Genomic DNA, 24392 nt, shown 5'->3' with positions numbered 1-24392 from the left:
CTAATTCGTGACGCAGGATGCCCCCATAGGTAACGGCGATTCCCCAAGAGCTGTCAATAAATAAATTAACTTTATTAAATAATCGAAGCGCCCTATCTTCCAAAGCTGGGAGGAGCCTTTTATGGTCAGCCATATGGATGGCGGAAAAATCAGAGCACTCAGCGGAGGCGTGAATCAACGGCGCGTCCGCAACCGCAACGAACGCCTTCTGATGTCCATCCTGCAGCGACAGGGCGCCCTGCCCGGCATCGACCTCGCCAAACGTATGGGGCTGACGCCACCGGCGATCTCCACCATGCTGCGCAAGCTGGAAAGCGATGGCCTGCTTCAACGCGGCGAACCCACGCGCGGCAAGGTGGGCAAGCCCTCCATTCCCATGCACCTCAACCCCGACGGGGTCTTGGCGCTGGGATTAAAGATCGGCCGCCGGACTGCGGATCTCTTGCTTCTGGATTTCGCAGGTAATGTGCGCGCCTCTGAGCACACCACCTACGACTACCCGCTGCCCGCAGATGTCTTCACCTTCCTGCATGACAGTCTTGAGACATTGCTCGCCACTCTCAGCGCCGAGGAGATCGAGCACATCTGCGGCATCGGCGTCGCCGCTCCGTTTGAGCTGTGGCGCTGGAGCGATCTGGCAGGCCCCGCCGCAGAGCAGTTCAAGCTCTGGAAAGACATTGATTTTGCCGAACAGGTGGCCCGCTTCAGCGACCTGCCCATCTTTGTTGGCAATGATGCTACCGCAGCCTGCCGCGCCGAGCATCTTTATGGCCGTGGCAAAGAGTTCCGCGACTATGCCTATTTCTTTGTCGGCTCCTTTGTAGGCGGCGGCATCGTCATGAATGACAGTGTGTTTGAGGGCAATCAGGGCAATGCAGGCGCGCTTGGCTCCATGCGTGCCACAGGCCCTATGGGGGAAAGCCGCCAGCTCATAGATGTGGCCTCCATCCACCTTCTGGAAACGCGGTTGATTGAGGCCGGTCTCAACCCCGACATGCTCTGGAGCCAGCCACAAGATTGGTCGGTGCTCAGCCGCTATGTCGATCCGTGGCTGGGACAGACCGCGCAGGAGCTGGCCAAGGCCGCGCTGTCGGTCTGCTCCGTGGTCGATTTTGAGGCCATTCTGATCGACGGCGCTTTTCCCGCCGATGTCCGCCAAGAGCTGGTGGAGCGGGTCCGACGCTATCTGGTCAATCAGGACACACGCGGCCTGATCGTGCCGCGCATCGAAGAGGCCGTGGTGGGTCAGGACGCCCGTGAAATTGGTGCCGCCAGCGGCCCGATCTTCTCGCAGTTTTTCCTCAACACCCACGCCGGATTGTCCCGTTAAGCCGCAACACCCGGCTTTGTCGCAACCAAAGTGAGCGGGCCTATACCTGCGTATAGTCGCACTTTCTTTTGCCAGCCCCACCATACCTCAGCGCGGCGCGCGCTGGCGCCACCCGCCAGCTACCTTCTGGGCATTCAACCTGTGAGAGTGCCCGTGCAAATCCGCCATGAAAACCCCAGCGCCCAGCTTAGCTGGAAGGTGCACGCCCCGCTGTTTTTGGACACGCCGGACGGCGAGCAAATCCGCATTGAGGCGTGGTCTCTGGCTGGCTTTGACTGGCCCGAGGACGCAGGATCGCCACCGCAATCCGGCACCCTCAGTGTGCCTTTTCAGGGAGTTGACGTCCGCTTTGACGTGCGCCTGACGGCACCGGATGCCGACGGCACAGTGTCCTTTGAAGGCCTCAGCGGGCGTCAGCGCGAAACGCTGGCTCTGTTTTATCGTTCCATCCTGTCCGGTCGCATGGCCAGCAGCGAAGACGTGATCATGAGCCTTGATACGCCTGTTGATCTTGTCCCCATGGGAGAAACCGAAGAAGAGAAGTCCACCAACCAGCAATCCAAGATGCCCGGATCCGTGCGCGCGGTGATCCATGTGGTGATCTACCTGCTGCTGGCAGCCCTCATCGCCACCGTGCTTGGCTCTGCGCTCTTCAACGGCCTCACCCGCATCAATATCCAGCACGGCCGCGTCGTTGCGCCCATTGCCGAAGACCTCCCCGCCAGCGAAGGCTTTGTGAAATCCATCCACGTGGTCCCCGGCCAGCGGGTTGAGGCGGGCGAGGTCATGGTGCGCCTGCGCGATCCGGCAGCGCAGGCGGAACTGTCCCAGACCCGCGCCCGCCTGAGCCTTGCAGAGAAAGAGCGCGACCGTGTCATTGAGGCTCGCACCATGCTGGAGGCCCTGGACGAGACACAACCCCTGCAGGTGCGGGGTGCCCTTGCCGCCCAGATCTATGCACAGTTCATCGGCGACCGCGGCTTTGACGCCCTCTGGAAGCGTTGGCTCGATATTCAGACCCATGATCCAGAAGCCGCCACAGCCTTTGATCCTTTTGCCTTTGCGCTGGACAAAGTCATCGAACTGGAATTTGAACACAACGCCAAGGTGCGCCGCCTGCGCGCCACCCGCGATGCCAACAAATCAGCGATCTCCATGAGCCACGTGCGCGCGCCCTCAGATGGGGTGGTGCACGAGGTTCTGGTGCGTAAGGGGCAACCCTACCGCCACGATGATCTCGCGGTTGTCTTTGAGTCCGACACCCCCCGCGTGGCCATGGGATGGGTCTCCGAGCGGTATTCCGAGGCCATCTTCATCGGGATGGAGGCGAATATCGGCGTCAATAGTCTTGGCCAGAGAACCACCATCGCCGGCACCGTCACCGATGTGCGGGCGGGCGCCGATCCCCGCCGCCCCGGTGAATTTGGCATCATTGTTACCGTCACCCCCCAAGACATCACTCCGGCGCAGACCAAATCCCTGCTGCGCCGCGACGCGCCGGTCAATATCCAGACCCGCCGCGCGGTTGGCCAGCGCATGATTGCCCGCATTCAATCTCTGGTGAACCGCGATGAGTGAGTTGTCCGAGTTCGCCTTTGACAAGGATCTGACCCTCAAGCTGCGCGAACTGCAGACCCCGATCAAACCCTACTGGGCGCGCTGGACCCTGCCCAACATCCTTGCCCTCATGGCGGTGATTGCGGCGCTGCTCTGGCTGCTGGTGAATGTGCCCAACCGCTTTGTCGATCCCAATGCTTTGCATATCACTGTGATCCTTGGCGCTTTGGGACTATGGCGCTTTGGCTGGTGGTTCACCCATTCTGTGCGCGCCATGATCTACGCCCGCCTGAAGTGGCCCCATATCCGCGCCCGCGCCGACGCGCTCTGGCAAGAAGGCTGGCGCCCCAAGCGCCTGCATATCCAGATGACCACCTATTATGAGGAACCCTCGATCACCAAAAGGGTGATCGGCTCCATCCTTGGCCAGATCAAACGTGAGCGCATCCCCACCACGCTCTACATCGGCACCGGCAGCGCCTATGATGAAAACATCATTCGTCAGTTCGTGGACACCTATGCACAGGACATCCCCGATGATCTGGCGGAACTGGTATTTATCCGGCAAAACCAACCGGGCAAGCGTATGGCGATCGGGCTGATCCTGCGCGCCATTTCACGGGCCGGGGCTGATCCCGACGATATGGTCATCTTTATGGATGGAGATGCGCTTTACGGGCAGGACGTGCTCAAGAAAACCCTATCGATGTTCGCCTATGATCCGGAGCTTCAGGCGCTCACCACCGACGAAGAGGTGATCTGCTACGGCCCTACATGGATCGCCAAATGGCTCGACATGCGTTTTGCCCAGCGCCGCCTCGCCATGCAGAGTCACGCCCTATCCAATCGGGTGCTCACCCTCACCGGCCGGATGAGCGTTTTTCGCGCCCGCCACATTGTCGATCCGAAGTTCATCCGCACCATTGAGGCCGACCACCTCAATCACTGGCTTTGGGGGCGGTTCCGCTTCCTTTCAGGCGATGACAAATCCACCTGGTACCGTTTGCTCAGCGTGGGCGCCAAGATGACCTATGTGCCGGATGCAACAGTTTACACCATCGAAGTCATCAAAGAAAACGGCCTGCTGCGCATGGTGCAGAACTTCCGCCGCTGGTCCGGCAATATGCTGCGCAACGGCAGCCGCGCCATCGCGCTTGGCCCGCGCCGGATGCCATTTTTCATCTGGTGGTGCGTGGTCGATCAGCGCATCGCCATGTGGACCATGATGGTGAGCCCGTTCATGGCGGTGCTCGGCAGCATCGTCGCCCCAGGCTACATATGGAACTGCCTGATCTGGGTGATCTTCTCCCGCGTCGTGCTCTGCATGTTCCTGTTTGGCTACAGCCGCCGTGCCGACATGACCTGGCCCTTTATTCTTTATCTGAACCAGGTCATCAATGCGTCGGTCAAGATCTACATGATCTTTCACCTTTCCAAACAGAAGTGGTCCAACCGGGGTAATCAAAGCGCTGGCGATGGCGACGGCCTTCTGGAGAAGCTGCGCAACGGCTTTGCCAAATTCCAACTGGTGACTGCAGTCACGGGCTTCTTGACACTGCTGATGATATACGTCGGACTGATCGAATTGCCGTTTTGAGCTCTGCGCTATCCTTAAGAGCGTGATGGCGTCCAGCCAACTTACTATAGCCTCAGTTACACTTCGTGGGCATCAACAGCGCCTACCCAAATGCGCCACGTGGCAAACCTGCATGACCCGTCATGCAGGTTTTGCTTTTCTCCAATATGTACAATTTTATCAAAAGGATAGGCATTTGACCAAAAGCCATTTTGGACTGACCTATCGCCGCCAACAACAGACTGAACAGCGATCTAGGCTGATCTCAAACAGGAGATCATATTTATGCAACATCGCGATTTTTCGAACCAGCCTGCTGAACTCGTATCAGCTATCCCAAGCCGCAAAGCCAGCATTAGTATTGTCGGCCTTGGCTATGTCGGCGCGGTATCAACCGCCTGCCTTGCCGCGCTTGGTCACCGTGTGATCGGTGTTGATCTCGATCTTGGCAAAGTCGCTCAAATCGGCCGCGGCAAAAGCCCGATCCATGAGGCGGATCTGAGCGAAACCCTCACACAGGGCGTCAAAGATGGGCTGATCTCTGCAACCGACGATCTCACCGCTGCTGTGCGCGAGACGGATGTGACTTTTGTCTCCGTTGGCACGCCAACCGCGGCAGATGGCGGCTGTGATGACACCTACATCCGGGCCGCCTCCCGCGCGATGGGCGAAGGGCTGCGCGACAAAGAAGGGTTTCACGTCTTTGCCATGCGCTGTTCGATCCCGCCGGGCACGACCATGTCTGTGATGACCCCCATTCTGGAGGAGGTCTCCGGCAAAGTAGCGGGCCGCGACTTTGGTATCTGCTTCAACCCGGAATTCCTGCGCGAAGGCGTGGCGATTTCTGATTTCCACCACCCCCCAAAAACCGTAATCGGCACCACCGATTTTGCCACCGCGGAAATCATGCGCCGGATCTATGCACCCGTGGATGACAATCCGATCCTCACCACCATCGAAGTGGCGGAGACGATCAAATATGTCGACAACGTCTGGCACGCCACCAAGGTCTGCTTTGCCAATGAGGTTGGGCGTCTGTGCAAACCTCTTGGTGTCGACAGTCACGCCGTGATGGACATCTTCACTCAGGACCAGAAACTCAACCTGTCCTCCTATTACCTCAAACCCGGCTTTGCCTACGGCGGCTCCTGCCTGCCCAAAGAGGTACGCGCGGTGCAATATGTGGCGGAAAAACACGGCGTGTCGCTGCCCATGATCGGCAATCTGGAAAGCTCCAACGCTGAACAGATCAACCGCGCGGTGGAAATGGCCTTGGCCACAGGTGCCCGGCGCGTGGGCGTCCTTGGACTCGCGTTCAAGCCGGGCACCGACGATCTGCGTGAAAGCCCAATTCTGGAGGCGATGGCCACATTGCAAGCGCAGGGCGTGGAGCTTTTGGCCCATGATGCAGCCGTCACCAAAGACACCCCTCTGGAGGGGCTCGCGAGCTACACCAAACACGGAAGCCAGGGCCTCGCGACACTCTCCGCACAACTCACGGACATGCTCTGCGAGGACGTCGATCACCTGATGCGCTCGGTTGACGCGGTGATCGTCTGCCACGCCAGCAACACCTACCGCGATGCGGTCACCCGTCATCCAGACGTCGAAGTTGTCGATGTGGTGCGCCTCTTTGACGAAGCCCCTCGCAACGTCGCCGTAAACGGTATCGGTTGGTAAGCCCCCGGCCCTCTTAGAAAACAGGAAAGGAAAGGCTATGCCCGACCCAACAGAAAACACACTCATCGGCACCATTCTGTCCGAAGCTTTCGATGGCACGCAAGTCAGCGACCTCATGATCGGACTGGATGGGGACGACACCCTGACCGGCTCTGCAGGGAACGACGTCATCCATGGTGACCACGCGCAGGAAAACCTACTGGCAGGCACCTCTGGTGCCTCCGGCTTTCAGGATTACGCCGACACCGGAAACTGGACAATCACCGAACTCGCCGGGGGTCATCAATCGATGAGCCAAAGCCTTTCGCTTGCGCAGGACGGGGTCTATCGCCTGAGCTTTGATCTGGCGGCAAACTTTTCGGCGGGCCTGACCAACGCCTCAATCGAAGTGCTTGTGGACGGCGCGGTTGTGGGCACCTTCTCTTCTGAGAGCGGAGCTTTCTCGACATTTGAAACCACCTTCGCGGCTCAAAGTGATGCGCCCGAAATCACAATCCGCTCCATTCAGGGCGAGTCCCAAGGCCCCGTCATCGACACATCCGGCCCGGCCTTTCACTATGACAAAGAGGTTGAAATCGGCGGCCAGACCATCACCGTATCCGCTTTTGCTGACGGTCAATCCAATCTTTATCAGGTGCTCAATGGCACCCTGCATGTCTTTGATGTGGAAACACAAACCTATGAAGTCGCAGGTGTCGCCGGGACAGTGAATGTCAACTCCATGGGCTACAACGCCGAAGATGATCTGCTCTATGCGATTGCCGTCAGCAACGGAGTCGACAGCCTTGGCAATGCGGTTCAGCGCTCAGATCTGATCATGCTCGATGCCGAAGGCCACAGCTACCGGATCGGTGAAACGCCTTACCGCTCCTGGACTGGGGATTTTGATGATCAGGGCAATCTCTGGTCTTTTGAATCCAGCATGGACCGCATCGCAGTGATCGACGTCGATACATTTGACGAAAATGGCAACCCGGAAGTCACCGTGCACCACCTGCCCCGCTCACTGGTGCAGCATCGCGTCTATGATGTGGCTTATGATGCCGGCAGCCAGAAATTCTACGGCGTTGCCCGACCACCGGGGGAAGGTCAAAACACCATCCTTCTGGTCGTCGACATCTCTTCTGGTGAGCCCACCTTCTCCACCGTTCCGGTCACATCAACCGTGGTGGATGGACAGACCCTTGCTGGCGCGCCCGCGATCACCTTTGGTGCTGCGATCGTGGATGCAGATGGCACGCTCTATGTCGGCGGCAACTCCGGCGATCACGATATGAACAACAGCACCCGCAGCTCAGGCGGCATCTATCAGGTCATCATCGATCCAGACACCGGCGAAGCGGCCCTGCATCTGATCACCAACGCACCGCGGTCTTACTCCAACGATGGTGCCGCTGACCCAACCGCAGAAAGCCCCTTTTCCGAGGTGGATCTCAGCTCCTCCGTGCTACTGCGTGATCTGGAGCTTGTGGCCACCACTGAAGGTGCGTTGACCTATGATGACCATCTCTCGGGAAATGCAGGGCATGACACTATCAGCGGCGGCATCGGCACCGACGCCCTTATCGGCGGCAGCGCCGGAGACGAACTACGTGGCGAAGATGGTAGTGATTATCTGCACGGCGGGGCGGGTCCCAACTATGAAAGCAGCATCATATCCGACTACGCCGGCGGGCTGCGCTATGACCAGTATGGCAACCTCCTGCCGGAGGATGACGACCTGTTGTCAGGCGGTGCCGGAGACGACACATTGGAAGGCTCCGCAGGCCACGACACGCTGGATGGCGGCGCAAACAATGATGTGCTCAATGGCGGGTCCGGCTCAGACGCCCTCTATGGCGGCACCGGCGACGATCTGTTGTCAGGCGGCGGTCAAGACGACACGCTGGATGGCGGCAGCGGTGCGGATACCCTAGACGGCGGTTCAGGCGACGATGCCCTCTCAGGTGGCGCAGGGAGCGATCTGCTGCGCGGCGGCTCCGGCGACGATACCCTCAACGGCGGCGGCGATGCTGACACGCTCGAAGGCGGCAGCGGCCACGATGCACTCTCAGGGGGCGCAGCCGATGACAGCCTTGTGGGCGGATCAGGTGAAGACACGCTAAACGGCGACGATGGCGCAGACACGCTCCGTGGTGGTTCCGGCGACGACCAGCTTGATGGCGGCGCGGGCAGTGACGATCTGCGCGGTGGTGTGAATGACGATGTGCTAACAGGCGGTTTGGGGCGCGACAGCCTGCGCGGCGACAGCGGCAACGACGTCCTGAACGGTGGCGATGACCGCGACTATCTCAGCGGCGCGTCAGGCAATGACACTCTGGACGGCGGCGCAGGCGGCGACCGGCTCTACCTCGGGGCTGGCGCAGACCTCGCATCAGGCGGCAGCGGCGCTGACCGCTTCATCTTCCGCAGCGATGATCTGGATGGCAGCACCGACCGCATTCTGGATTTCGACACAGATGGAGGTGACCGTCTGGACTTCCGTCGCCTAGAGTTGGGTGCAAGTGACGCGGAACATCTGCAATGGTTCGCCACGCATGTCACAAACTCCGGCGATGATCTGCAGATCTCCCTGTCAAACAGCACCACTCTGGTGCTGGACGGCACGGCCGCAGATCTTGGCGATCTTTATGGCACCATCCTGTTCTGACAGACAGGCCCTTAGAGGTGGGCTTGGGGGGCGCAAGCCCCTACTCAAAGCCCGCCTCTTTCGCGATCAGCGCCGCCTGCGTGCGGTTCTTCGCATTCAGCTTTTTGCAAAGGGTACGCACATGCAGCTTGATCGTGACCTCCTGAAGATCCAGATCCCGCGCGATCTCTTTATTGGAATGCCCTTTGCAAAGCCCGGTAAGCACTTCCTTTTCGCGTTGGCTGAACTGCTTGGTAAAGGCCGTTTCTTCTGCCGCTTCGCCTCCTGCCATAACGCTGGGAGGCACAAAACTCTCGCCTGCGATCATGAATCGCACGGCGTTTACCAACGACTTGGCCCCCATGGTTTTGGGCAGAAACCCGATCGCTCCGGCATCCAAAGCCTCCTGCGCCACCTTATTGGGGGCGGTGCCACTGACAATCGCAATGGGCTGTTCCGGGTATTTGGCTAAAGCATCGGTCAATCCCTGCAACCCGTTCATGCCCGGCATGCTGAAATCTAACAAAACGAGATCAAAAGTTCCCTTCTGCTCCAGCGCCTTCATGGCCTCAAAATAATCAGACACTGCTACAACGGCAGCGCGCCCTTCAGTCGTAAGATATGCAGAAATGGTTTCGCGAACCATCCCATGATCATCTGCAAGCAATATTCGCATCGAAATTGTACGCCTTATACGATTGGCCTGAGATGACACTAACCCGGAGGTATACGCAGCGCTAGTAAACTCTCCCCCACCTTTCAAACTCAGCTGTCGCATCACTGTCTCCTCACTTTCAATCATCTGACCCATTGGTCTGATTTCAGTAGATCCTGATGAGATTTTGCTTATCGAGACAAGCTAACGTAGGGTCAGAGTCGCGAAAGTCGGCCCTCTCTATCCTAAAGGTTACAACGCTCGCCCTTTGCACCAGCCAGTAACTTCAAAAGCGTGGCACACACATCCCAAGCACAAATTTTGAAAATGTTTAAGGAGATGAACCCGTGCCACTTGCAAGATTATTTTGTATCGCAAGCGTCATGTCGCTTTGTTTTGCAACAACGAGCGCTGCTGAAACAATACTGACCGTTTCCGGTGACATCAAAGGATCGACGACACCAAGCCAGTGGAGTTTTAGCGCAGACGACCTGCGTGAGCTGCCTCAAGAAAGCTTTCAAACAAACACAATCTGGACTGACGGACAACAGACCTTCGTCGGCGTTTCGCTACACAGTTTAATGCAATATGTGGGTGCCAGCGAAGGCATGCTACGTGCGACAGCAATAAATGACTACGCAGTTTCTATTCCGACAACGGATGCAATCCCATCTGGTCCAATTGTTGCCTACTTAAGAAACGGCGAAGAAATGTCCTTGCGTGACAAGGGGCCATTGTGGATCGTTTACCCATTCGAAAGCAACCCGAGGTACAATACAGAGGAATACTATTCGCGTAGCATTTGGCAACTCAACCGTATTGAAGTGGTTTCGGAGTAAAGAGGTAAGGAACAAGTTATACGCGAAAGACTGTCACGGATGATTGGCCGTTGGCCCTTTATTTTATTAGTCACGCTTATGGCACTAAGCCTTGGGCTGATAGGCCTATTGGGGCGTTCTGTGATTGCAGATATGCGTGTTCTATCAGAGGCGCAAAACGATGACGTGAGCTGGCGAATGTCTCAGCTCGAAGTCGAGTTGCTGCGACTACAGAACTCCGTGCAAGGCGTGCTTGCAGATCCAGATCGAGATGTATCGGAAGTCAGAAAACGCTTTGATATCTTTTACAGTCGCATCACAACCTTGCAACAAAGCAGGCTTTATCAGTCGTTTAGGGGTGATCCAACAATAGACACTCACTTAAGCGCCGCGACCGATTTTCTCGACAACACAACGCCCCTGATTGACGGCGCGGATGACGAGCTCCGCGCCGCGCTCGGGGGTATCTACCGCAACATTGAGAATCTCGGACCAAACATCCGCGGCCTTGCACTCTCTGGAATTGAGAATTTTACCAGTCAAGAAGCGCTTCAGCGTGAAACCTTTTCCCGCACCTTGACGCGCCTCGTGATGGGGATCGTTTCATTGATCGCGGTGCTGTTTATCGCCCTGGCGATTTTGATAGCGCTCTATCGCCAGGGCCGACGAATTTCGCTTTCTAGCGAAATTGCACGCACGCGATTTGAAGCTGCGATTTCGTCCTCACTAGATGCGATTCTGATCGTCGACTCCTCTGGACGTATCATCGAATTCAATGGCGCCGCCCAAGACGTATTTGGTTTCGAAAGGAGCCAAGTACTGGGCAAAGATATGGTTCAACTCATTGTTCCGGAACACTTACGATTCGCCCACACAAAAGGCATGCAGCGTTTCCTGCAAACAGGTGAAAAGAAAGTAATCGGCGCAGGCAGACTTCGACTAGAGGCACTCCGAAAGTCCGGAGAAATTTTCCCTGTCGAGTTGTCGATATCACTCTCCCAAGCACGCGGGGAAAAGGTTTTTGTGTCTTACTTGCGAGACATCACCAAAGAGATCCAAGCAGAGCAAAAGCTGCAAGAGGCACTCGAAAAAGCGCAACTCGGCGAAAAAGCCAAATCAAATCTGTTGACAGTGATGAGCCATGAAATGCGGACACCGCTGAATGGTATTTTGGGATCATTGGAACTGATAGATCAGTCGAACATGTCAGAACAAAACAAGCAGCACCTCAATGCCATCTCAGTCTCCGGTGATCTTCTTCTGTCTCATGTGAATGATGTCTTGGACTTTTCAAAACTTTCTGCAAACAGCGCATTCACAGAACAATCGGTTTTTGATCTGCCAACTTTAATAGACGAATGTGTCAAAAGCCTGAGCGCAAGCGCGCAGGCACGCGGCAATGTCATCGCCGCAAATGTTCGCCCAGAAGACATTGGATTTGTGATTGGATATCGCCGCTCTCTCCAGAGGAGCATCGTCAACCTTGCTGGCAACGCGATAAAATTTACCCGCGACGGTTCAATAAACATCGAGGTTGAACGTTTGCAAAACCAAATGATTGAGTTGCGGGTTTCTGATACTGGAGTAGGCATCGCAACAGAGAATTTAGAAGCAATTTTTGAAGAATTTGTCACTGTAGATACTTCGTTTGATCGCTCAGCTAACGGAACTGGGCTGGGGCTGGCGATTACAAAGCGCTTGGTCGCGCAAATGGGCGGCGAAATCGAAGCCGACAGTATCTTGGGCGAAGGTAGCCTTTTTGTGATGCGCCTGCCTTTGCCTGCTGCGACGCAAACTGAAGTTGCAATGCCCCAAGCTCCAGCAAGCCAAGGCCTACAATTGCAAAGGAAATTTCGCGCGCTCGTTGTGGATGACAATAAGATCAACCGTGATGTTTTAGGAGCGCTGCTTACTGACTTTGGAGGTCACATCGTCGAAGCCTCAAATGGGTATGATGCAATTGATTTGGCGAGAGAACATAAATTTGATGTGCTCATGCTCGACATCAGCATGCCAGGGATCGACGGGATAGAAACACTCCGACAAGTCCGTAAAGAGCAAAAATATTCGCCAGCGATTGCCGTCACAGCCCACGCGTCACCTGCAGATCACAGACAAATCTTGGCATCTGGTTTCTCAAGCCTGCTTGTCAAACCCATCACGCGCTCAGCTGTGCACCAGTGCCTATCAGGTGTCTTTGACTTGCCCCTTGGGCACAAAGAGAGCCCCGCAAATGGAACGGTAGTTAACGAATTTCTCGACCATTTTGGACCGGAGCGCTTCCGCGACGCATCGAAAGAACTCTTGATGTCGCTAAACAGTTTGTTGCAGCGCCTCGTCACCCAAGACGATCTTACGCAGTCAGTTAGGGAAGAGATACACCAACTTTCTGGCTCAGCAGCAGTCCTTGGCCTGACTATTCTATGGGAACAGCTGCAATCGCTGCAAAATCTCCCAAACGGAGTTTGGCGAGAGGAACACGCTGAGATAGTCACCCGTTTGCATCAAAGTCTAAAAGACGTAGAAAAAGATGTTGAGGAATTGATCACCCCCACCTGAGTGGCCCAATTTGAATGTTAGTGCATGATTGGCTTGGGTTCCATCGGAACGATGACCTTTAGGGCTGGCGAGCGGCAACCCAGCATCTGCAAATCACTACGAGGCCATCGCGGAACTGGCGACACCCAGGAACTTCTCTTGTCAGCCGGCCGCAAAATTGGAGGCTTCGGAGCCAGCCGTCATCATGGATCAGATTCCGCATCTGATCGAAAAGAAGGATGCACCACAGTCTTCAGCCGCACTAGCCCTCTTGGGAGGGGTCGAGAGGCCAAAACTCACGATCACTGAAGCCCCAAAAGGTCGCGCCGATGAAGATCGCTTGGTTGCCGACATGATCGAACTGGCTCGCCAGTATGGCCGATACGGCCGGAGTATCGTGATCACGTCTGGTCATATGACTTTGTTCACCATCGGACAGATGACGGGAAGGCATTCCGTACCTTGAACACGGAGATCATGAATATGCGGAACAACAAAAACTGCAAAAGGACAAGTTCTCAATGATGTGGAATGAGATTGTAGACCTCACCGATTACCAATGAGACGTGAACAATCACTGCCGCAACATGCAGCTGGTGATATGCGTTTTTGAGGAACTCTATCCTGCATGTTTGCGGTCCTTATGCTGCCGAAAGAGTTTTTGAAAGTGTTGCCGCGATCTCGTTTGCCAAGGCTGCGACATTGGCATGTGCGGATTGTGGTGCCGATCCTTGGAAGGCACGTGGCAGGTCCAAATAGTCGCCGCCAAAACTGACCATAGCTTGGAAAATCGGTCGGTTGGCCAAGCGCGTGATAAAGACTGGCGCATTTGCCTGCCTCAGGACCGCACCGATCTCGCCGGTGATGCGATGCTCGACGGCCCCTGGTTCCGTTTGGGTCATCAAGACGCGAGCCGCAATATTGCGGTTCAACACCAAACTCTTCTGACGGACTTGTTTCAGAACCTGTACGGCACCGGGTGCGTCCATACGGCAGGCCTTCGTGGGTACAACAACCAGATCACTAACTAATACAGCGTCAATCAGTGAGGCATCATCAGAACCTTCGACATCGATCAAAACATAGTCGTAGAGTTCAACTGCCTTGAGCGTTGCGTCTGTAAGATCCTGCTGCTCGACTTGATGCACGGTAAATCCGTCAGGCAAATCCTTTAGATCCGCCCAGCTGGACAGCCAACGTTTCGGATCGGTATCCAATACAGCGACCGACTTGCCAGACCTCGCGACTTCCAGCGCCACTAAAATACAGGTTGTGGGTTTTCCTGTGCCACCTTTTGGTGAACAAAATGAAAGTGTTGGCAAGAATTATCTCCTCTTGAATTTGATAACAATAGCTTACCAAGAGAAGGTTTCGGAATCTTTTAATCAAATTGCTAAGAGCATCCGCAAACACGCATCTGAACGCATCTGTCGCGTCAATAAGGCTCGGTCAGTTCAACTGTAAGGCCGCCAGATCTTGATTCTTGCGGCGACATAAAAATAATTGATTGCTAGATCTATCCTTGGAAAAAATGAAAAAATTCAGCGAAATATTATTGCGCACCGAAATTCCGCTCAAAAGCGCATTTGCCCCGTTAGAGACCGGAGATTTGCTGTAGCGATCATGACGTTTCGGTAGCGGCACTCCCTGAATCTCATGGGGCTTCGCGGAGTGCTTGCTTTGACCGAGCCTTTATACGTCATGTACGCCGGTAGCTTTCGTTGCCGCTGTCTGCCTCCCTACCGTAGCAACGCAACAGGTTGTCAGATCAAGACACTCGTTTCTGGTCTTCTAATTTGATGTTTTGGCAAGCTCCTTGAAAGCACTTCCCATCAGCGCCCGCTAAAAAGCTTCAAACGATCATCTTAACCGGTTCGTCCCCACAACCGCTCGTTTCCGTCCAAGCCCGCTAGTTCGTCGAGATCTTCAATGTTTTGAAACGAGTATTAAACCGGCTCTAAGTGGTACAGAAATGGTACGGCAATAGGGAGACGTGGTGTTCTAAGTAGTCGCAACTTTGGAAAAACTCAGCTTTATCGAAAACTTGAGTGGTGCACCGGGGAGGAACAATCTAGAACCTTCTGAGTGCGAGCAGATACTGACGGAACTTGAAGAATGGACAAGCATTCTTAAGGCGGAACCGGAGGTTATCCACAAGTTAGCTGCGTTTGCAGAGGCGGCAGAAGATGCATCGGATGAGGTCGATGTTGCTCCCACGGTCGGTGCTTCGTTTGAGGAGCCGTCGCCATGACTGCGGTGCCGCGACCAGATCGGGCTGTGACACCTGCCTTTGAGAAGGCGGCAACAGCATCGCCAAAGAAACGCACCGCCTTGTCGCCGCTGACGTTGCGCCTGACGTGGGAAGAACGTGAACGGCTGGAAGATTTGGCCGCTGGCATGACGCTCAGTGCCTATGTTCGCGCCTGCGTTTTTGCTGAGGATGTGAAGCTACGCAAAACGCGGCCTGCTGATGCTGTTGAGGATAAGAAAGCAGCGGCTGAGGCTTTGGCTCTGCTGGGGCAGTCGCGCATTGCGAGCAACCTCAACCAACTGGCCTACCATGCCAACATCGGCGCGCTTATCGTCGGTGAAGCTGAGAAAGCTGACATCGCGGAAGCCAACGCGCATCTTGCGGCCATTCGGACCCTGTTGATGGATGCACTTGGTAAGAAGACTCGCCGTTCCGCTGGAGGGAGACGGCAAGCGTGATCCTGAAAGGCAACGCACGCGGCTATGGCGCACAGCTCGCGCATCACCTGCTGAACCCGCGCGACAATGATCATGTCACGGTGCATCGCATTGACGGGTTTGTTGCTGACGATCTCTATGGCGCGTTTGCGGAAGCTGAGGCGATCTCGAATGCCACGCGCTGTGACAAATATCTGTTCTCTGTGTCGCTGAACCCACCGCAAGATGCGGAGGTCTCTGTCGAAGACTTTGAAGAGACGATTGCCCAAGTTGAGAAACGTCTTGGGCTCGCGGGTCAGCCCCGCGCGATTGTCTTTCACGAGAAGAACGGACGGCGGCATGCGCATGCGGTCTGGTCGCGGATCGATGGGCAAGAACACAAAGCGATCAATCTGCCACATTACAAGCGCAAGCTTGGGGGCCTCGCGCGCGAGCTTTATCGCAGCCATGATTGGGAGATGCCGCAAGGCTTTGTGGATGCCGAGAAACGCGACCCGCTCAATTACACGCGGCAGGAAGCTGGACAGGCGAAACGGGCCAAGCGCGATCCCAAAGCGCTTAAAGCCATGTTCCGCGCCTGCTGGGAGGCTTCAGATTCCAGGGCCGGGTTCGAGGCTGCATTGAAAGAGCAAGGGTTTGCCCTGGCGCGAGGCGACCGGCGCGGCTTCATTGCAGTCGATGCGGATGGTAAAGTTTGGTCGCTGTCGCGCTAGTGTGGCGTGAAACCGAAGGAGATGCGCGCCCGGATTGGCTCGGAAATGGACCTGCCATCGATTGAGGATGTCGCGGTTCGTCTAGATGACCTGCCCCAACAGCCTGTCGATCCACGCAACACCGCTTTTGAAGCGCGGCGTGCCAAGCTGGTTGCGACGCAACGTGCGGAACGCGCGGTTCTGTTGAAAGCGCAGGAAGAGCGGCGGCTGGCTGAGCTAAAGGCACGGCAAGCGCAACTGCCCACCGGTTTGCGCGGGCTGCTGTCGCGTACAACCGGGCAATATCAAGCGACGCTCAAACGCTTTGAAGAGGACGCCAAAGCCGCTGCGCAGCGGGATCGTGATGCGCAGCAGGCACTCATTTCCAAACACCTTGCCGAAAGACAGGCCCTGACCCGTGACGGCCAGTCGCAAGGAGTGTCGCCCGTCTTTCACGCTCAAAGGCAATCCGATCCGAAGCAGGCCTTGGTTCTGCCCGATGACGACTTGGCGCATTCCAAGGCCGAACTGATCCGATCACCTGCCTTGGTGCTGGATCATATCTCGCAGACCAAAGCCGCTTTCAAACGTGTCGATGTGTTGCGCGCGCTGGCGAAGCGGATCGATGATCCGATGGCGCTGCAAAAGGCCGCAGATCAAGCGATGCAGTCACCGCAACTGGTACGCTTGGCGGATGATGGATCAACGCCCGTCTTTATGACGGTAGATTATCAGCGGGCAGAAAGGTCGCTGGATCGCGCGGCGTCCTCGATGTCGGCCAAAACTGGCTTTGCCGTCAACGCCGCGCATATCGAACGAGCCATCACATCGCAGAACAACAAAATGCGCCGCGCCTTTGGTGGCACGTTGAGCAACGAACAGCAGAATGCTTTGCGTCACATCCTCGGCGAACGACAAATGTCGTCCGTCGTTGGGCTTGCCGGTGGGGGCAAGAGCACTCTGCTGGCAACGGCACGAGATGCTTGGGCACGGCAAGGCGTCACGGTTCACGGCGCGGCTCTGGCGGGAAAAGCTGCCGAGGAACTGCAAAGCGCATCCGGCATCACCAGCCGCACGCTCGCATCATTGGAACTGTCGTGGAAAAGCGGAAATGCACCGATTGCCAAAGGCGATGTGCTGGTTGTTGATGAGGCAGGCATGATTGGTACGCGGCAGCTGTCCCGCATCACTACCAAAATGAACGAAATCGGCGCGAAGCTGGTTCTGGTTGGTGACCCGGATCAGCTGCAGCCGATTGAGGCCGGGACGCCCTTCCGGCGTGTGGTGAAAGACCACAGTGCTACGTATCTGACTGAGATTCATCGCCAGAAAGTGGATTGGCAGAAACAGGCTTCCCGCGATCTGGCGGCGGGTGAGATGACAAAAGCTGTTGAGCAGTACCGCAAACGCGATGCTGTGATACAGACCAATGAGCGCGGCGACGCCATCGAAGCCTTGGTCGAAACCTATGCGATGGATGTCGCCGCAAGTGGCGCATCAAAGTCGCGCTTGGCCTTTGCACACAAACGCAAAGACGTGCACGCGCTCAATCAGGCCATTCGTGCTGCACTGCAGCCAGACGGAAATGCGCCAGCCGAGACATTGTTCACGACCGACACCGGCAGGCGCGCCTTCGCAGCTGAAGACCGCATTGTCTTCACCCGCAATGACAAAGGCATTGGTGTGAAGAATGGCATGTTGGGAACGGTTATGTCGGCAAAAGATAGGGAGATAGCCGTTGCTCTTGATGGCGACAAAGATCGGCTCGTCCGCTTCAATCCGCAAGACTTCCGCAGCTTCGACCACGGATACGCCGTCACCATCCACAAGTCCCAAGGCGCGACGGTCGATCAGTCCTATGTCCTGGCATCCCGGTCCATGGATCGTCACCTCGCCTACGTCGCCATGACCCGCCACCGCGATGACATGGAGCTCTTCATCAACACCAAAGATCGCCCGGTCTGGGCAACAGACCATCAACGCCACAGCCGCCCGGCACAGGTGCGCAATCGAGCCGGGCCGTCGATGGGGTGATCATTTACGCCTAGGTGACAGCAGTCGTTCAGACGGAGCGCGGAGAAAGCTAACTGTGAGCCCGAGGCGGCCATCGACTTTTCTCGCTGCGTGTGCACGCAGCACGAAATTTGCCGCAGATGCTTAGTCCAGGACGCCGCGCGGCAGCGGAGATTGCTGCCATTCGTTCACCGCGCGGCGGGGATTTTCAAAGCAACTCACAAGTTGCGGGACAAAACGCCATTTCGCTGCGGTTGCGCCAAGGTCAGCTTTCGAGAAACCAGGCGGGTAAAAAACGGTCCTTTTTACCCCTGCCAGAAACCACAAGCAGCATCCTTCGATGCATGTGGCTGATGAGATTGTTCAACTCTGTTAAAGTCGCCATGAAGCTGATCTTTGCTCGAAGGATGCGAACGAAATGGACCCGCGAGGTTATCAGGCGCTCGAACTGATATACGACACAGCCGTTAATCCGGGAAGTTGGCGTCGTGCATTGGATGCTACGGCATCAGCCGTCGATGCCAAGGCTATTGCATTGGTGATCCGTGGTAATAAAGCAGGCGCGAAAGACCTGACGATGATGTCCAGTGTCTACCTGGATTTTTCCCGCACACCGGCGGGCTGGTACTACGGTGCATGGCTCTCACGCATGCAGAACCAAGACTGGGATTTTCTTCAGGCCCAACCCCCGCATGAACCAGTGCCCGACCTGGAAACGGGACTGTCAGCTGAAGCCCTAGATGCGCGAAAGGACTATGCGTTTCTGAGAAAACGAACCGGTGTTGCCCGGCGGCTTGGGATCCGTTTGAATGCAGACTCGGTATGGTTTGATGCCATGAGCATCGGGTTTGATCGACAGAAGGCTGAAATTCCACTGTCCGCAAGCGAACGGTCACGCGCCCTACTTCCCCATCTGACCAAAGCACTTGAGATTGGTCGCGTGTTCGCGCTTTTGAAGGCACGGTACAAGGCGGCGCTTGCGGCCTTGGAGCGGGTGCAAGCAGGAATCGCAATTGCGCTTCCGGAAGGGCAGATTGTCGTGAAGAACGCCGAAGCGGAAAGAATATTTGGCCTGAAAGATGGCATCGCGCTGTCTGGTGAGGGAAGAATTCTCACCTCCGATCCCGATGTAACGTCCAAAATTCAGGCGCACGTCCTCGACGTAGGTTCCACAGCCCGAGGCCAGGCCAACCGGCACGAGTCCCTGATTTCAATCGCCCGACCATCTGGCCGGACGCCATTCCTGTTGGATATAGGACCCATCAGCGACAGTAAGGCCGAACTGGAAAAGGGACTGGATGGAGCACTCGTCACACTCATCGACCCAGAGCGAATCCCCTATCTCCGGATGGATCGTTTCACCGAGCTCTACGGATTGACCCACGCAGAGTCTGATGTCTGTCGGTGGATCGCAGACGGCGCCAGCATAGCTGAAATCGCCGAGCGGCGAGGCACCAGCCCGACAACGGCAAAGAACCAGGTTTCAACCGTGCTCTCCAAAACAGGAGTTGGAAGCAGGCTCGAACTGATCAGACTGATCCTTCGTGTTCTGCCGCCAGTTGCATGACAGCAACCTCGTAAAACTAGGGGCTATGATCCGTTCGGATCATGAAATTGCGTATTGTCCTCGGTACTCTCCAGAGAATCATCTTAAGCGCGGACAAGATAGGCCGCGATTCGACACATTAAGGTTAAAAAAGGAGGATTTCACGATGGCTACACGTTTGGTGCTTGGGTATGAGAAGGACGCAATCGACTACAACGGTTTCAATTCTGGATTGTCGGTATCGACGAAGCATGAGTTTCCAGACACGAATCCTCAAGAAGCCGTGGAAACAATGAAACGCGACCTCGAGATCATGTTGTCCCGTATCGAGATGTATCCGGATGAAATCAAAAACCTATTCGATGCAGTGCGCCAAGTGGACCTAGAGGCAGCTGCAAACCATAGTCGAGGTGCTCGGCTAAGCGAAGAAGAATTTGCTTCGGAAGGCGGCGGATGGTTCTGGGTTGGTCCGCTTGTCGTTGGAACAGTCGTGCGAATGTGGCCCAGGAAGGCATACTGAACTGCCCCAGTTCTTTCGATAACACTAACTGACGGCTAAGCGCTCGGCTCCAATGCGCGTCAGAACCTTCCTCAGGTATTGTCGAAATTCATCCTAAAGTTGATAGGTCCTGACCAAGGGCCCTACCGTAAACCATTAGTTAGTTTGATTTAGGCGCATGCAATGAATAAAAATGTCGCTTTAATGCTCTGTGGCATATTCCTAACTGGCTGCGATCCGATATCGGTGCCCACCATTCCTGGTGTAAGCGACGACCGTCCTTCTCCGTCTCAGGATACTAATGTCTCCAACGACCAATGCGATAGGGTTCGCGCATACGCAGATGGTTCGCAGGGTCCCGCGCTTATGACCGCCGAACTTTGCTCTTCTGGAATTAAGATTGTAGAGTTTTATGGCAAGAAGGCAGGTAACGGCTTCAACCAATCGGCTGTAGTTCCGGCCGCCGATAGCGCAGACTTCAACGTCGTTCTGAGTACCCCTAGATTTTCTGCTGGATATCCAGACGCTTTCAGCGACCAGCCAGGGTCGGGAAGTAGAGTTGTTGCGGTCCTTATGTCCGATCTGAATGTTGAGAGTAGGTCGGGACGTGCCTTCTTTTGCGCCAACAAATCGATTTGCAAGAAGTCTGATGCTGATGTCTTAGCAAGATTGGAGTTCGAATGACTATGCGAGGCGCAGCGGGAATTTTCTTTGTTTTGTTTATGGTTGTCTCCTCGGCCACTGGGTTGAGAGCCCAGAATACCGAGCTGCTTGTTCGAGATCCGACGAGAGAGGTTCCTAGTCCTGTTTGTTGCATAACAGGTTCTTGCCAATGCGAGTTCAAACTAAGCACTTTTTTTCAAAGTAGTGAGAGCTTTACCTTCGAAAGTCAGGACCTTCCGTTTTCCGCGGCACCTCCTTTTCCGAACCCAGTTTGTTGTATTACTGGATCGTGCCAATGTGATTTACTGCAGCAGAGTTATTCGATTTCTTCTGGAGAAAGCTTACAGCAATTTTTTTCTTCGCCGCCGCCAAGCCCCATTGGATGTATTACGGGCTCAGCGCAGTGCGAAGCTCTCAGAGTTCAAAAGGTTGAGGGTGGTCAGTTATCAGCATTGGCTGCAGAGTCGGTTTCAAGTGAAGCGTTAGCTTCGCAATCAGCAGCTGCTTCAGAGGTCTCTATCTCAGATGGTGGAAATCAAGAAATCACCGGAAGCAATTGTGACCCAGATAGCCCTCCAGCAGGACTCACTGAAGTTCAGAAAAACACGTTTAGAGTAGCGTGCAATTTCGAGAATACTAGCATTGGACGGATGTGCAATGAGGCGGCTTTTTACCTCTACAATAAAGGCAGTAGGGGCGGGTTGTACCGGTATCTCGTGCAGACAAACCCTTCCGCCGAGCACAGGCGGATGCTTGAACAGTACAAGTCCAGCTGTTTTGTTGAGACCGCATCAGACGAATTTCCTTCACAACTTTTGACCAGAGCAGCAAATACTACATATGCGGGTAGAGATTTTGTGAGATGCTCAGGCGTTATTCTAGATGATGACTATGAGGTGTTCATAACCGCTCGACACTGCTTGCCGGACGGTTGTCCATTTGGAAAGCAGTGCATCGGAGCCAGTCAAAACCTCGAGCTACTTCCTGGTCGACAGGTTTGGTCTCTAACAGAGGATCCAGAGGACACCTTCAGACTTTCGAAATTTTCGAGCGTTGAGGAGGTTGAAGAAGCTCTTGGACCGGGGGACTGGTCCGATCTGGATTTGGAGAAACTTATAGGCACGGAATTCTATGGGAACTCCGATGTTGCGCACGACAATTGGAGAGTTCCAACCGATAAGATCGTCCTACGAACGAATTTTACTGACCCTAACCGTGCCCGGGCCGCGCTGTCTATGCTTCCAATTGGGAGGGCAGAACAGGGTGATCGTCTTATGATTTTGGGAAAGAATAACCATCTGGTCACACTGGGCCTCGCCAATGCTGACGCCACCAACGGGATTAGCCGTGTTGATCTAAGCGATGCTTGCCAAGTTCTAGAAGCGCAAACAAGTTGCATGTTTTCGCTGTGCCAGACAGAAGCCGGAATGAGTGGAGCACCTGTTTTTGCCATGCGCGATGATAATTGGCTCTTGGCTGGTATCCACTCCGGCGGCGTCGCTCCCAAGACTGACATTTCAAGAGCTCAGTGTTCGGCAGAGAATAGGATAGGAGTTGAGAATGTCAGTTCATCGTTATTTTGGCCAGAGTAGTGCTCTATTCCTTTCGCTGGCTCTACTGCTAGGCGGAACAAGCGTCCAAGCGGACAATCTCGCAATTGATTACATTGCCCCTGAATCCGAGGATCGCGGTGTGGCGCCAGAGTTCTTTTTGAGCGTTGGCCCACGGTGGGTTTTGGTCGAGAAATACGACTCAGAGATACATGTATTTAATGAGCTGTTTCAGCTGATAAGTTCAAAGAAGGTAACAGGCCTTGGGAGGATTGCTGACGTCAGATTGTTGGAATCATCACTCTTGGTCGAGGATGAATTTGGGTCTCAAGAAGTAATAGAAGATATCGCCTCCATCCCAGCAGGTTCATCTGGAGAAGCGTTCTCCACTGGTGTGGGCAGCGTTGATGAAACTGCTCTTGTCGGTTTCAATCTTCTTGCCGATGGTACTTTGGAAGTAGAGGCGTCTGAGAGAGCAACGCTCGGTGTCGCCCCGGGATCAGAGAGTTTCCTTCCTGTTTCTGTAGATGGGAGTCTGTCACCTGTCACTTCTGGCGGCAGCATAATCGACTGGCGCGCTATTAACCGTTTGGACTCTGGAGAGGTTGTTGTGTTTTGGAGTGAACGGCAAATTATCGATGGTAAAGGTGAAATTAGTAGAAGTTTTGCAGGCATCGTAGGAGAAGGAGGTCTGCTGGCGGGACTGGAGGTCCCGAATTGGACGAATGAGATGTCCCTACCATTGCCTGTTGCAGTGGACTCAAAGGCTCGTGCCGTATTCCTTAAGATATCAGGTGGCGTATCATTTGAAGAACTTATATTTTTTGAAACCCCTGAGTTCGTCGATCGAGTGAACTCACCAGGTAGAGTTGCACTACTCTTAGAATTTTTCGACCTAGGCGCGGTAGATGGCGGAGGGGCTGAAGGGCTGCCATTGGTTGATCCGATAAGCCGAGCTCAGGTAATCGCCAATGCAAACACATTCGTGCAAGCCCTTACTCGATTGAACTCGAACAATCTTTCCCGCGCGTGGGGCGAGAGTTGTTCAAGCAATAACCGACACTTGTTACCGGCCCGACTAACCAATGCTATCGGTGGAAGTGTGTTTGTGGGGTTGCCGTATGGATGGGGTAAGTGGGACTCCTTAGATGGATACTTTGCAAAAATTGACGATGGTGCGCTCGCTGGGGATATTTGCACACGTGGTCGATACAAAAGGAATAATGGGACAACGTGCTCAAATGATTGTGTATTGTCGACTGATGTCGCCGGTATCGATTGCTCGGGCCTAATCACGCGTGTCTGGGGCTTGACGAACAAAAAATATGGCACGTCCACTCTGAAGGAGGTCGCAACAAGGCTTAGTTCAAACACAGAGCTGAAGGCTGGCGATATATTGCTGGATGCTGGAAGCCATGTTTTTTTGGTGGTCAGTGTATCAGGCCCACCTTCGAGGTACACAATAATTGACTCTAGCGTCTCGCGTGGCGGTGTCGCCCAACGCACTCTTACGGAGCCGGATGTAGCTGGTTATTCACCCTATCGTTTCAATGGCATTATGGAGTAGGAGAAAATGAGAAATTTTGCGTATTTGTTCACTGTTTCGGTATTTTTGATGGGCTGCGATGTAGACCTTGGTGCGGAGGGTGCGTCGAAACAGTTCTTTCAAGAAGTTCAAGAGGCGACTTCATCGGCATGTAGTTTTGTTCCGAAAGTTGGCGTGATTTCCGAAATTCTGGGTCTTGGAATCCCCGAGCTGACAGCTGCTTCGGCGATTGCGACTGCAGTCTGCGAAGCCATCACAACTAACGCCGGTGCAGAGGCGCTGCCAAATGTAGAAGGCGTTCTGATCGAAGGCTATTTCGTTAACTAGCTTTTCGTTGCCGCTGTAGAAACCTTGGCAGTTGCTACAGCGGCACGTAGTGATGGCGCAAAAACGGTTGTTTTTGGCACAGGAG

At 54.9% G+C, this 24392-nt stretch carries 18 protein-coding genes and 1 pseudogene; 17 read left to right on the top strand and 2 right to left on the bottom strand.

Going from position 1 to position 24392, the window contains the following annotated elements:
• Positions 1-133 precede the first annotated feature (133 nt).
• The 5 genes from PJL69_RS15500 (at position 134) to PJL69_RS15480 (ending at position 8793) form a co-directional block, all read left to right on the top strand.
• Complete coding sequence (locus PJL69_RS15500) at positions 134-1330, top strand: ROK family transcriptional regulator (protein WP_271310654.1); 1197 nt, start codon at positions 134-136, stop codon at positions 1328-1330.
• A gap of 153 nt (positions 1331-1483) precedes the next feature.
• Complete coding sequence (locus PJL69_RS15495; RefSeq protein ID WP_271310472.1) at positions 1484-2908, top strand: HlyD family secretion protein; 1425 nt, start codon at positions 1484-1486, stop codon at positions 2906-2908.
• Complete coding sequence (locus PJL69_RS15490; RefSeq protein ID WP_271310471.1) at positions 2901-4484, top strand: glycosyltransferase; 1584 nt, start codon at positions 2901-2903, stop codon at positions 4482-4484. Before PJL69_RS15495 ends, PJL69_RS15490 begins: the two co-directional genes overlap by 8 nt.
• A 264-nt stretch (positions 4485-4748) precedes the next feature.
• The gene (locus PJL69_RS15485; protein ID WP_271310470.1) at positions 4749-6143 is read left to right on the top strand and encodes a nucleotide sugar dehydrogenase; all 1395 of its coding nucleotides are present in this window, start codon (positions 4749-4751) and stop codon (positions 6141-6143) included.
• A gap of 37 nt (positions 6144-6180) precedes the next feature.
• Positions 6181-8793: a calcium-binding protein gene (locus PJL69_RS15480; protein WP_271310469.1), complete on the top strand. Its 2613-nt coding sequence runs from the start codon at positions 6181-6183 to the stop codon at positions 8791-8793.
• 40 nt (positions 8794-8833) lie between these two features.
• On the opposite strand, the gene PJL69_RS15475 is transcribed toward PJL69_RS15480, so the two are convergent.
• Positions 8834-9448, bottom strand: a complete 615-nt coding sequence (locus PJL69_RS15475) for a response regulator (RefSeq protein ID WP_209098215.1) — start codon at positions 9446-9448, stop codon at positions 8834-8836.
• A 326-nt stretch (positions 9449-9774) separates the two neighbouring features.
• On the opposite strand from PJL69_RS15475, the gene PJL69_RS15470 reads away from it, so the two are divergent.
• The 3 genes and pseudogenes from PJL69_RS15470 to PJL69_RS20405 form a co-directional block, all read left to right on the top strand.
• Positions 9775-10266 carry an oxidoreductase gene (locus PJL69_RS15470; RefSeq protein ID WP_271310468.1) on the top strand — a complete coding sequence of 164 codons (492 nt, stop codon included), beginning with the start codon at positions 9775-9777 and terminating at the stop codon, positions 10264-10266.
• Positions 10267-10305: 39 nt separating this feature from the next.
• Positions 10306-12804 (top strand): PAS domain S-box protein, encoded by a 2499-nt coding sequence (locus PJL69_RS15465; protein WP_271310467.1) that lies wholly within the window; start codon positions 10306-10308, stop codon positions 12802-12804.
• Positions 12805-13081: 277 nt separating this feature from the next.
• A pseudogene (locus PJL69_RS20405) lies at positions 13082-13251 on the top strand (IS3 family transposase); the annotation flags it as partial.
• A 173-nt stretch (positions 13252-13424) separates the two neighbouring features.
• Here PJL69_RS20405 and PJL69_RS15455 read toward each other — a convergent pair.
• Positions 13425-14105 (bottom strand): ParA family protein, encoded by a 681-nt coding sequence (locus tag PJL69_RS15455; protein WP_271310465.1) that lies wholly within the window; start codon positions 14103-14105, stop codon positions 13425-13427.
• Positions 14106-14800: 695 nt separating this feature from the next.
• Here PJL69_RS15455 and PJL69_RS15450 point away from each other — a divergent pair.
• From PJL69_RS15450 to PJL69_RS15410, 9 genes are all read left to right on the top strand, one after another.
• Positions 14801-15034, top strand: coding sequence for a hypothetical protein (locus tag PJL69_RS15450; protein ID WP_271310464.1), 234 nt, complete (start codon positions 14801-14803; stop codon positions 15032-15034).
• Positions 15031-15492 carry a plasmid mobilization protein gene (locus PJL69_RS15445; protein ID WP_271310463.1) on the top strand — a complete coding sequence of 154 codons (462 nt, stop codon included), beginning with the start codon at positions 15031-15033 and terminating at the stop codon, positions 15490-15492. Before PJL69_RS15450 ends, PJL69_RS15445 begins: the two co-directional genes overlap by 4 nt.
• Positions 15489-16184: a relaxase/mobilization nuclease domain-containing protein gene (locus PJL69_RS15440; protein ID WP_271310462.1), complete on the top strand. Its 696-nt coding sequence runs from the start codon at positions 15489-15491 to the stop codon at positions 16182-16184. The genes PJL69_RS15445 and PJL69_RS15440 overlap by 4 nt, the downstream gene beginning before the upstream one ends.
• A 21-nt stretch (positions 16185-16205) precedes the next feature.
• Positions 16206-18197, top strand: a complete 1992-nt coding sequence (locus PJL69_RS15435; protein ID WP_271310461.1) for an AAA family ATPase — start codon at positions 16206-16208, stop codon at positions 18195-18197.
• Between the two features lie 397 nt (positions 18198-18594).
• Entirely contained in the window at positions 18595-19743 is a 1149-nt protein-coding gene (locus tag PJL69_RS15430) for a helix-turn-helix transcriptional regulator (protein ID WP_271310460.1), read from the top strand.
• A 145-nt stretch (positions 19744-19888) separates the two neighbouring features.
• Complete coding sequence (locus PJL69_RS15425; protein ID WP_271310459.1) at positions 19889-20242, top strand: hypothetical protein; 354 nt, start codon at positions 19889-19891, stop codon at positions 20240-20242.
• A 659-nt stretch (positions 20243-20901) separates the two neighbouring features.
• On the top strand, positions 20902-22476 hold the full coding sequence (locus PJL69_RS15420) for a trypsin-like serine peptidase (protein ID WP_271310458.1): 1575 nt from the start codon (positions 20902-20904) through the stop codon (positions 22474-22476).
• Positions 22445-24001, top strand: coding sequence for a hypothetical protein (locus PJL69_RS15415; RefSeq protein ID WP_271310457.1), 1557 nt, complete (start codon positions 22445-22447; stop codon positions 23999-24001). The genes PJL69_RS15420 and PJL69_RS15415 overlap by 32 nt, the downstream gene beginning before the upstream one ends.
• Positions 24002-24007: 6 nt before the next feature.
• Positions 24008-24307: a hypothetical protein gene (locus PJL69_RS15410; protein ID WP_271310456.1), complete on the top strand. Its 300-nt coding sequence runs from the start codon at positions 24008-24010 to the stop codon at positions 24305-24307.
• Positions 24308-24392 lie beyond the last annotated feature (85 nt).

The organism is Shimia sp. MMG029 (genome assembly GCF_027947445.1).
GTDB lineage: Bacteria > Pseudomonadota > Alphaproteobacteria > Rhodobacterales > Rhodobacteraceae > Shimia.
Note: the sequence above shows the minus strand (reverse complement) of the source record. Positions and strands in the feature narration are given on the sequence as shown.

Coding starts and splice junctions, on each gene's coding strand:
- PJL69_RS15445 (WP_271310463.1), top strand. CDS start 15,031: ATGACTGCGGTGCCGCGACCAGATCGGGCTGTGACACCTGCCTTTGAG.
- PJL69_RS15435 (WP_271310461.1), top strand. CDS start 16,206: ATGCGCGCCCGGATTGGCTCGGAAATGGACCTGCCATCGATTGAGGAT.
- PJL69_RS15425 (WP_271310459.1), top strand. CDS start 19,889: ATGGCTACACGTTTGGTGCTTGGGTATGAGAAGGACGCAATCGACTAC.
- PJL69_RS15480 (WP_271310469.1), top strand. CDS start 6,181: ATGCCCGACCCAACAGAAAACACACTCATCGGCACCATTCTGTCCGAA.
- PJL69_RS15465 (WP_271310467.1), top strand. CDS start 10,306: ATGATTGGCCGTTGGCCCTTTATTTTATTAGTCACGCTTATGGCACTA.
- PJL69_RS15430 (WP_271310460.1), top strand. CDS start 18,595: ATGGACCCGCGAGGTTATCAGGCGCTCGAACTGATATACGACACAGCC.
- PJL69_RS15485 (WP_271310470.1), top strand. CDS start 4,749: ATGCAACATCGCGATTTTTCGAACCAGCCTGCTGAACTCGTATCAGCT.
- PJL69_RS15410 (WP_271310456.1), top strand. CDS start 24,008: ATGAGAAATTTTGCGTATTTGTTCACTGTTTCGGTATTTTTGATGGGC.
- PJL69_RS15475 (WP_209098215.1), bottom strand. CDS start 9,448: ATGCGAATATTGCTTGCAGATGATCATGGGATGGTTCGCGAAACCATT.
- PJL69_RS15490 (WP_271310471.1), top strand. CDS start 2,901: ATGAGTGAGTTGTCCGAGTTCGCCTTTGACAAGGATCTGACCCTCAAG.
- PJL69_RS15420 (WP_271310458.1), top strand. CDS start 20,902: ATGACTATGCGAGGCGCAGCGGGAATTTTCTTTGTTTTGTTTATGGTT.
- PJL69_RS15415 (WP_271310457.1), top strand. CDS start 22,445: ATGTCAGTTCATCGTTATTTTGGCCAGAGTAGTGCTCTATTCCTTTCG.
- PJL69_RS15500 (WP_271310654.1), top strand. CDS start 134: ATGGATGGCGGAAAAATCAGAGCACTCAGCGGAGGCGTGAATCAACGG.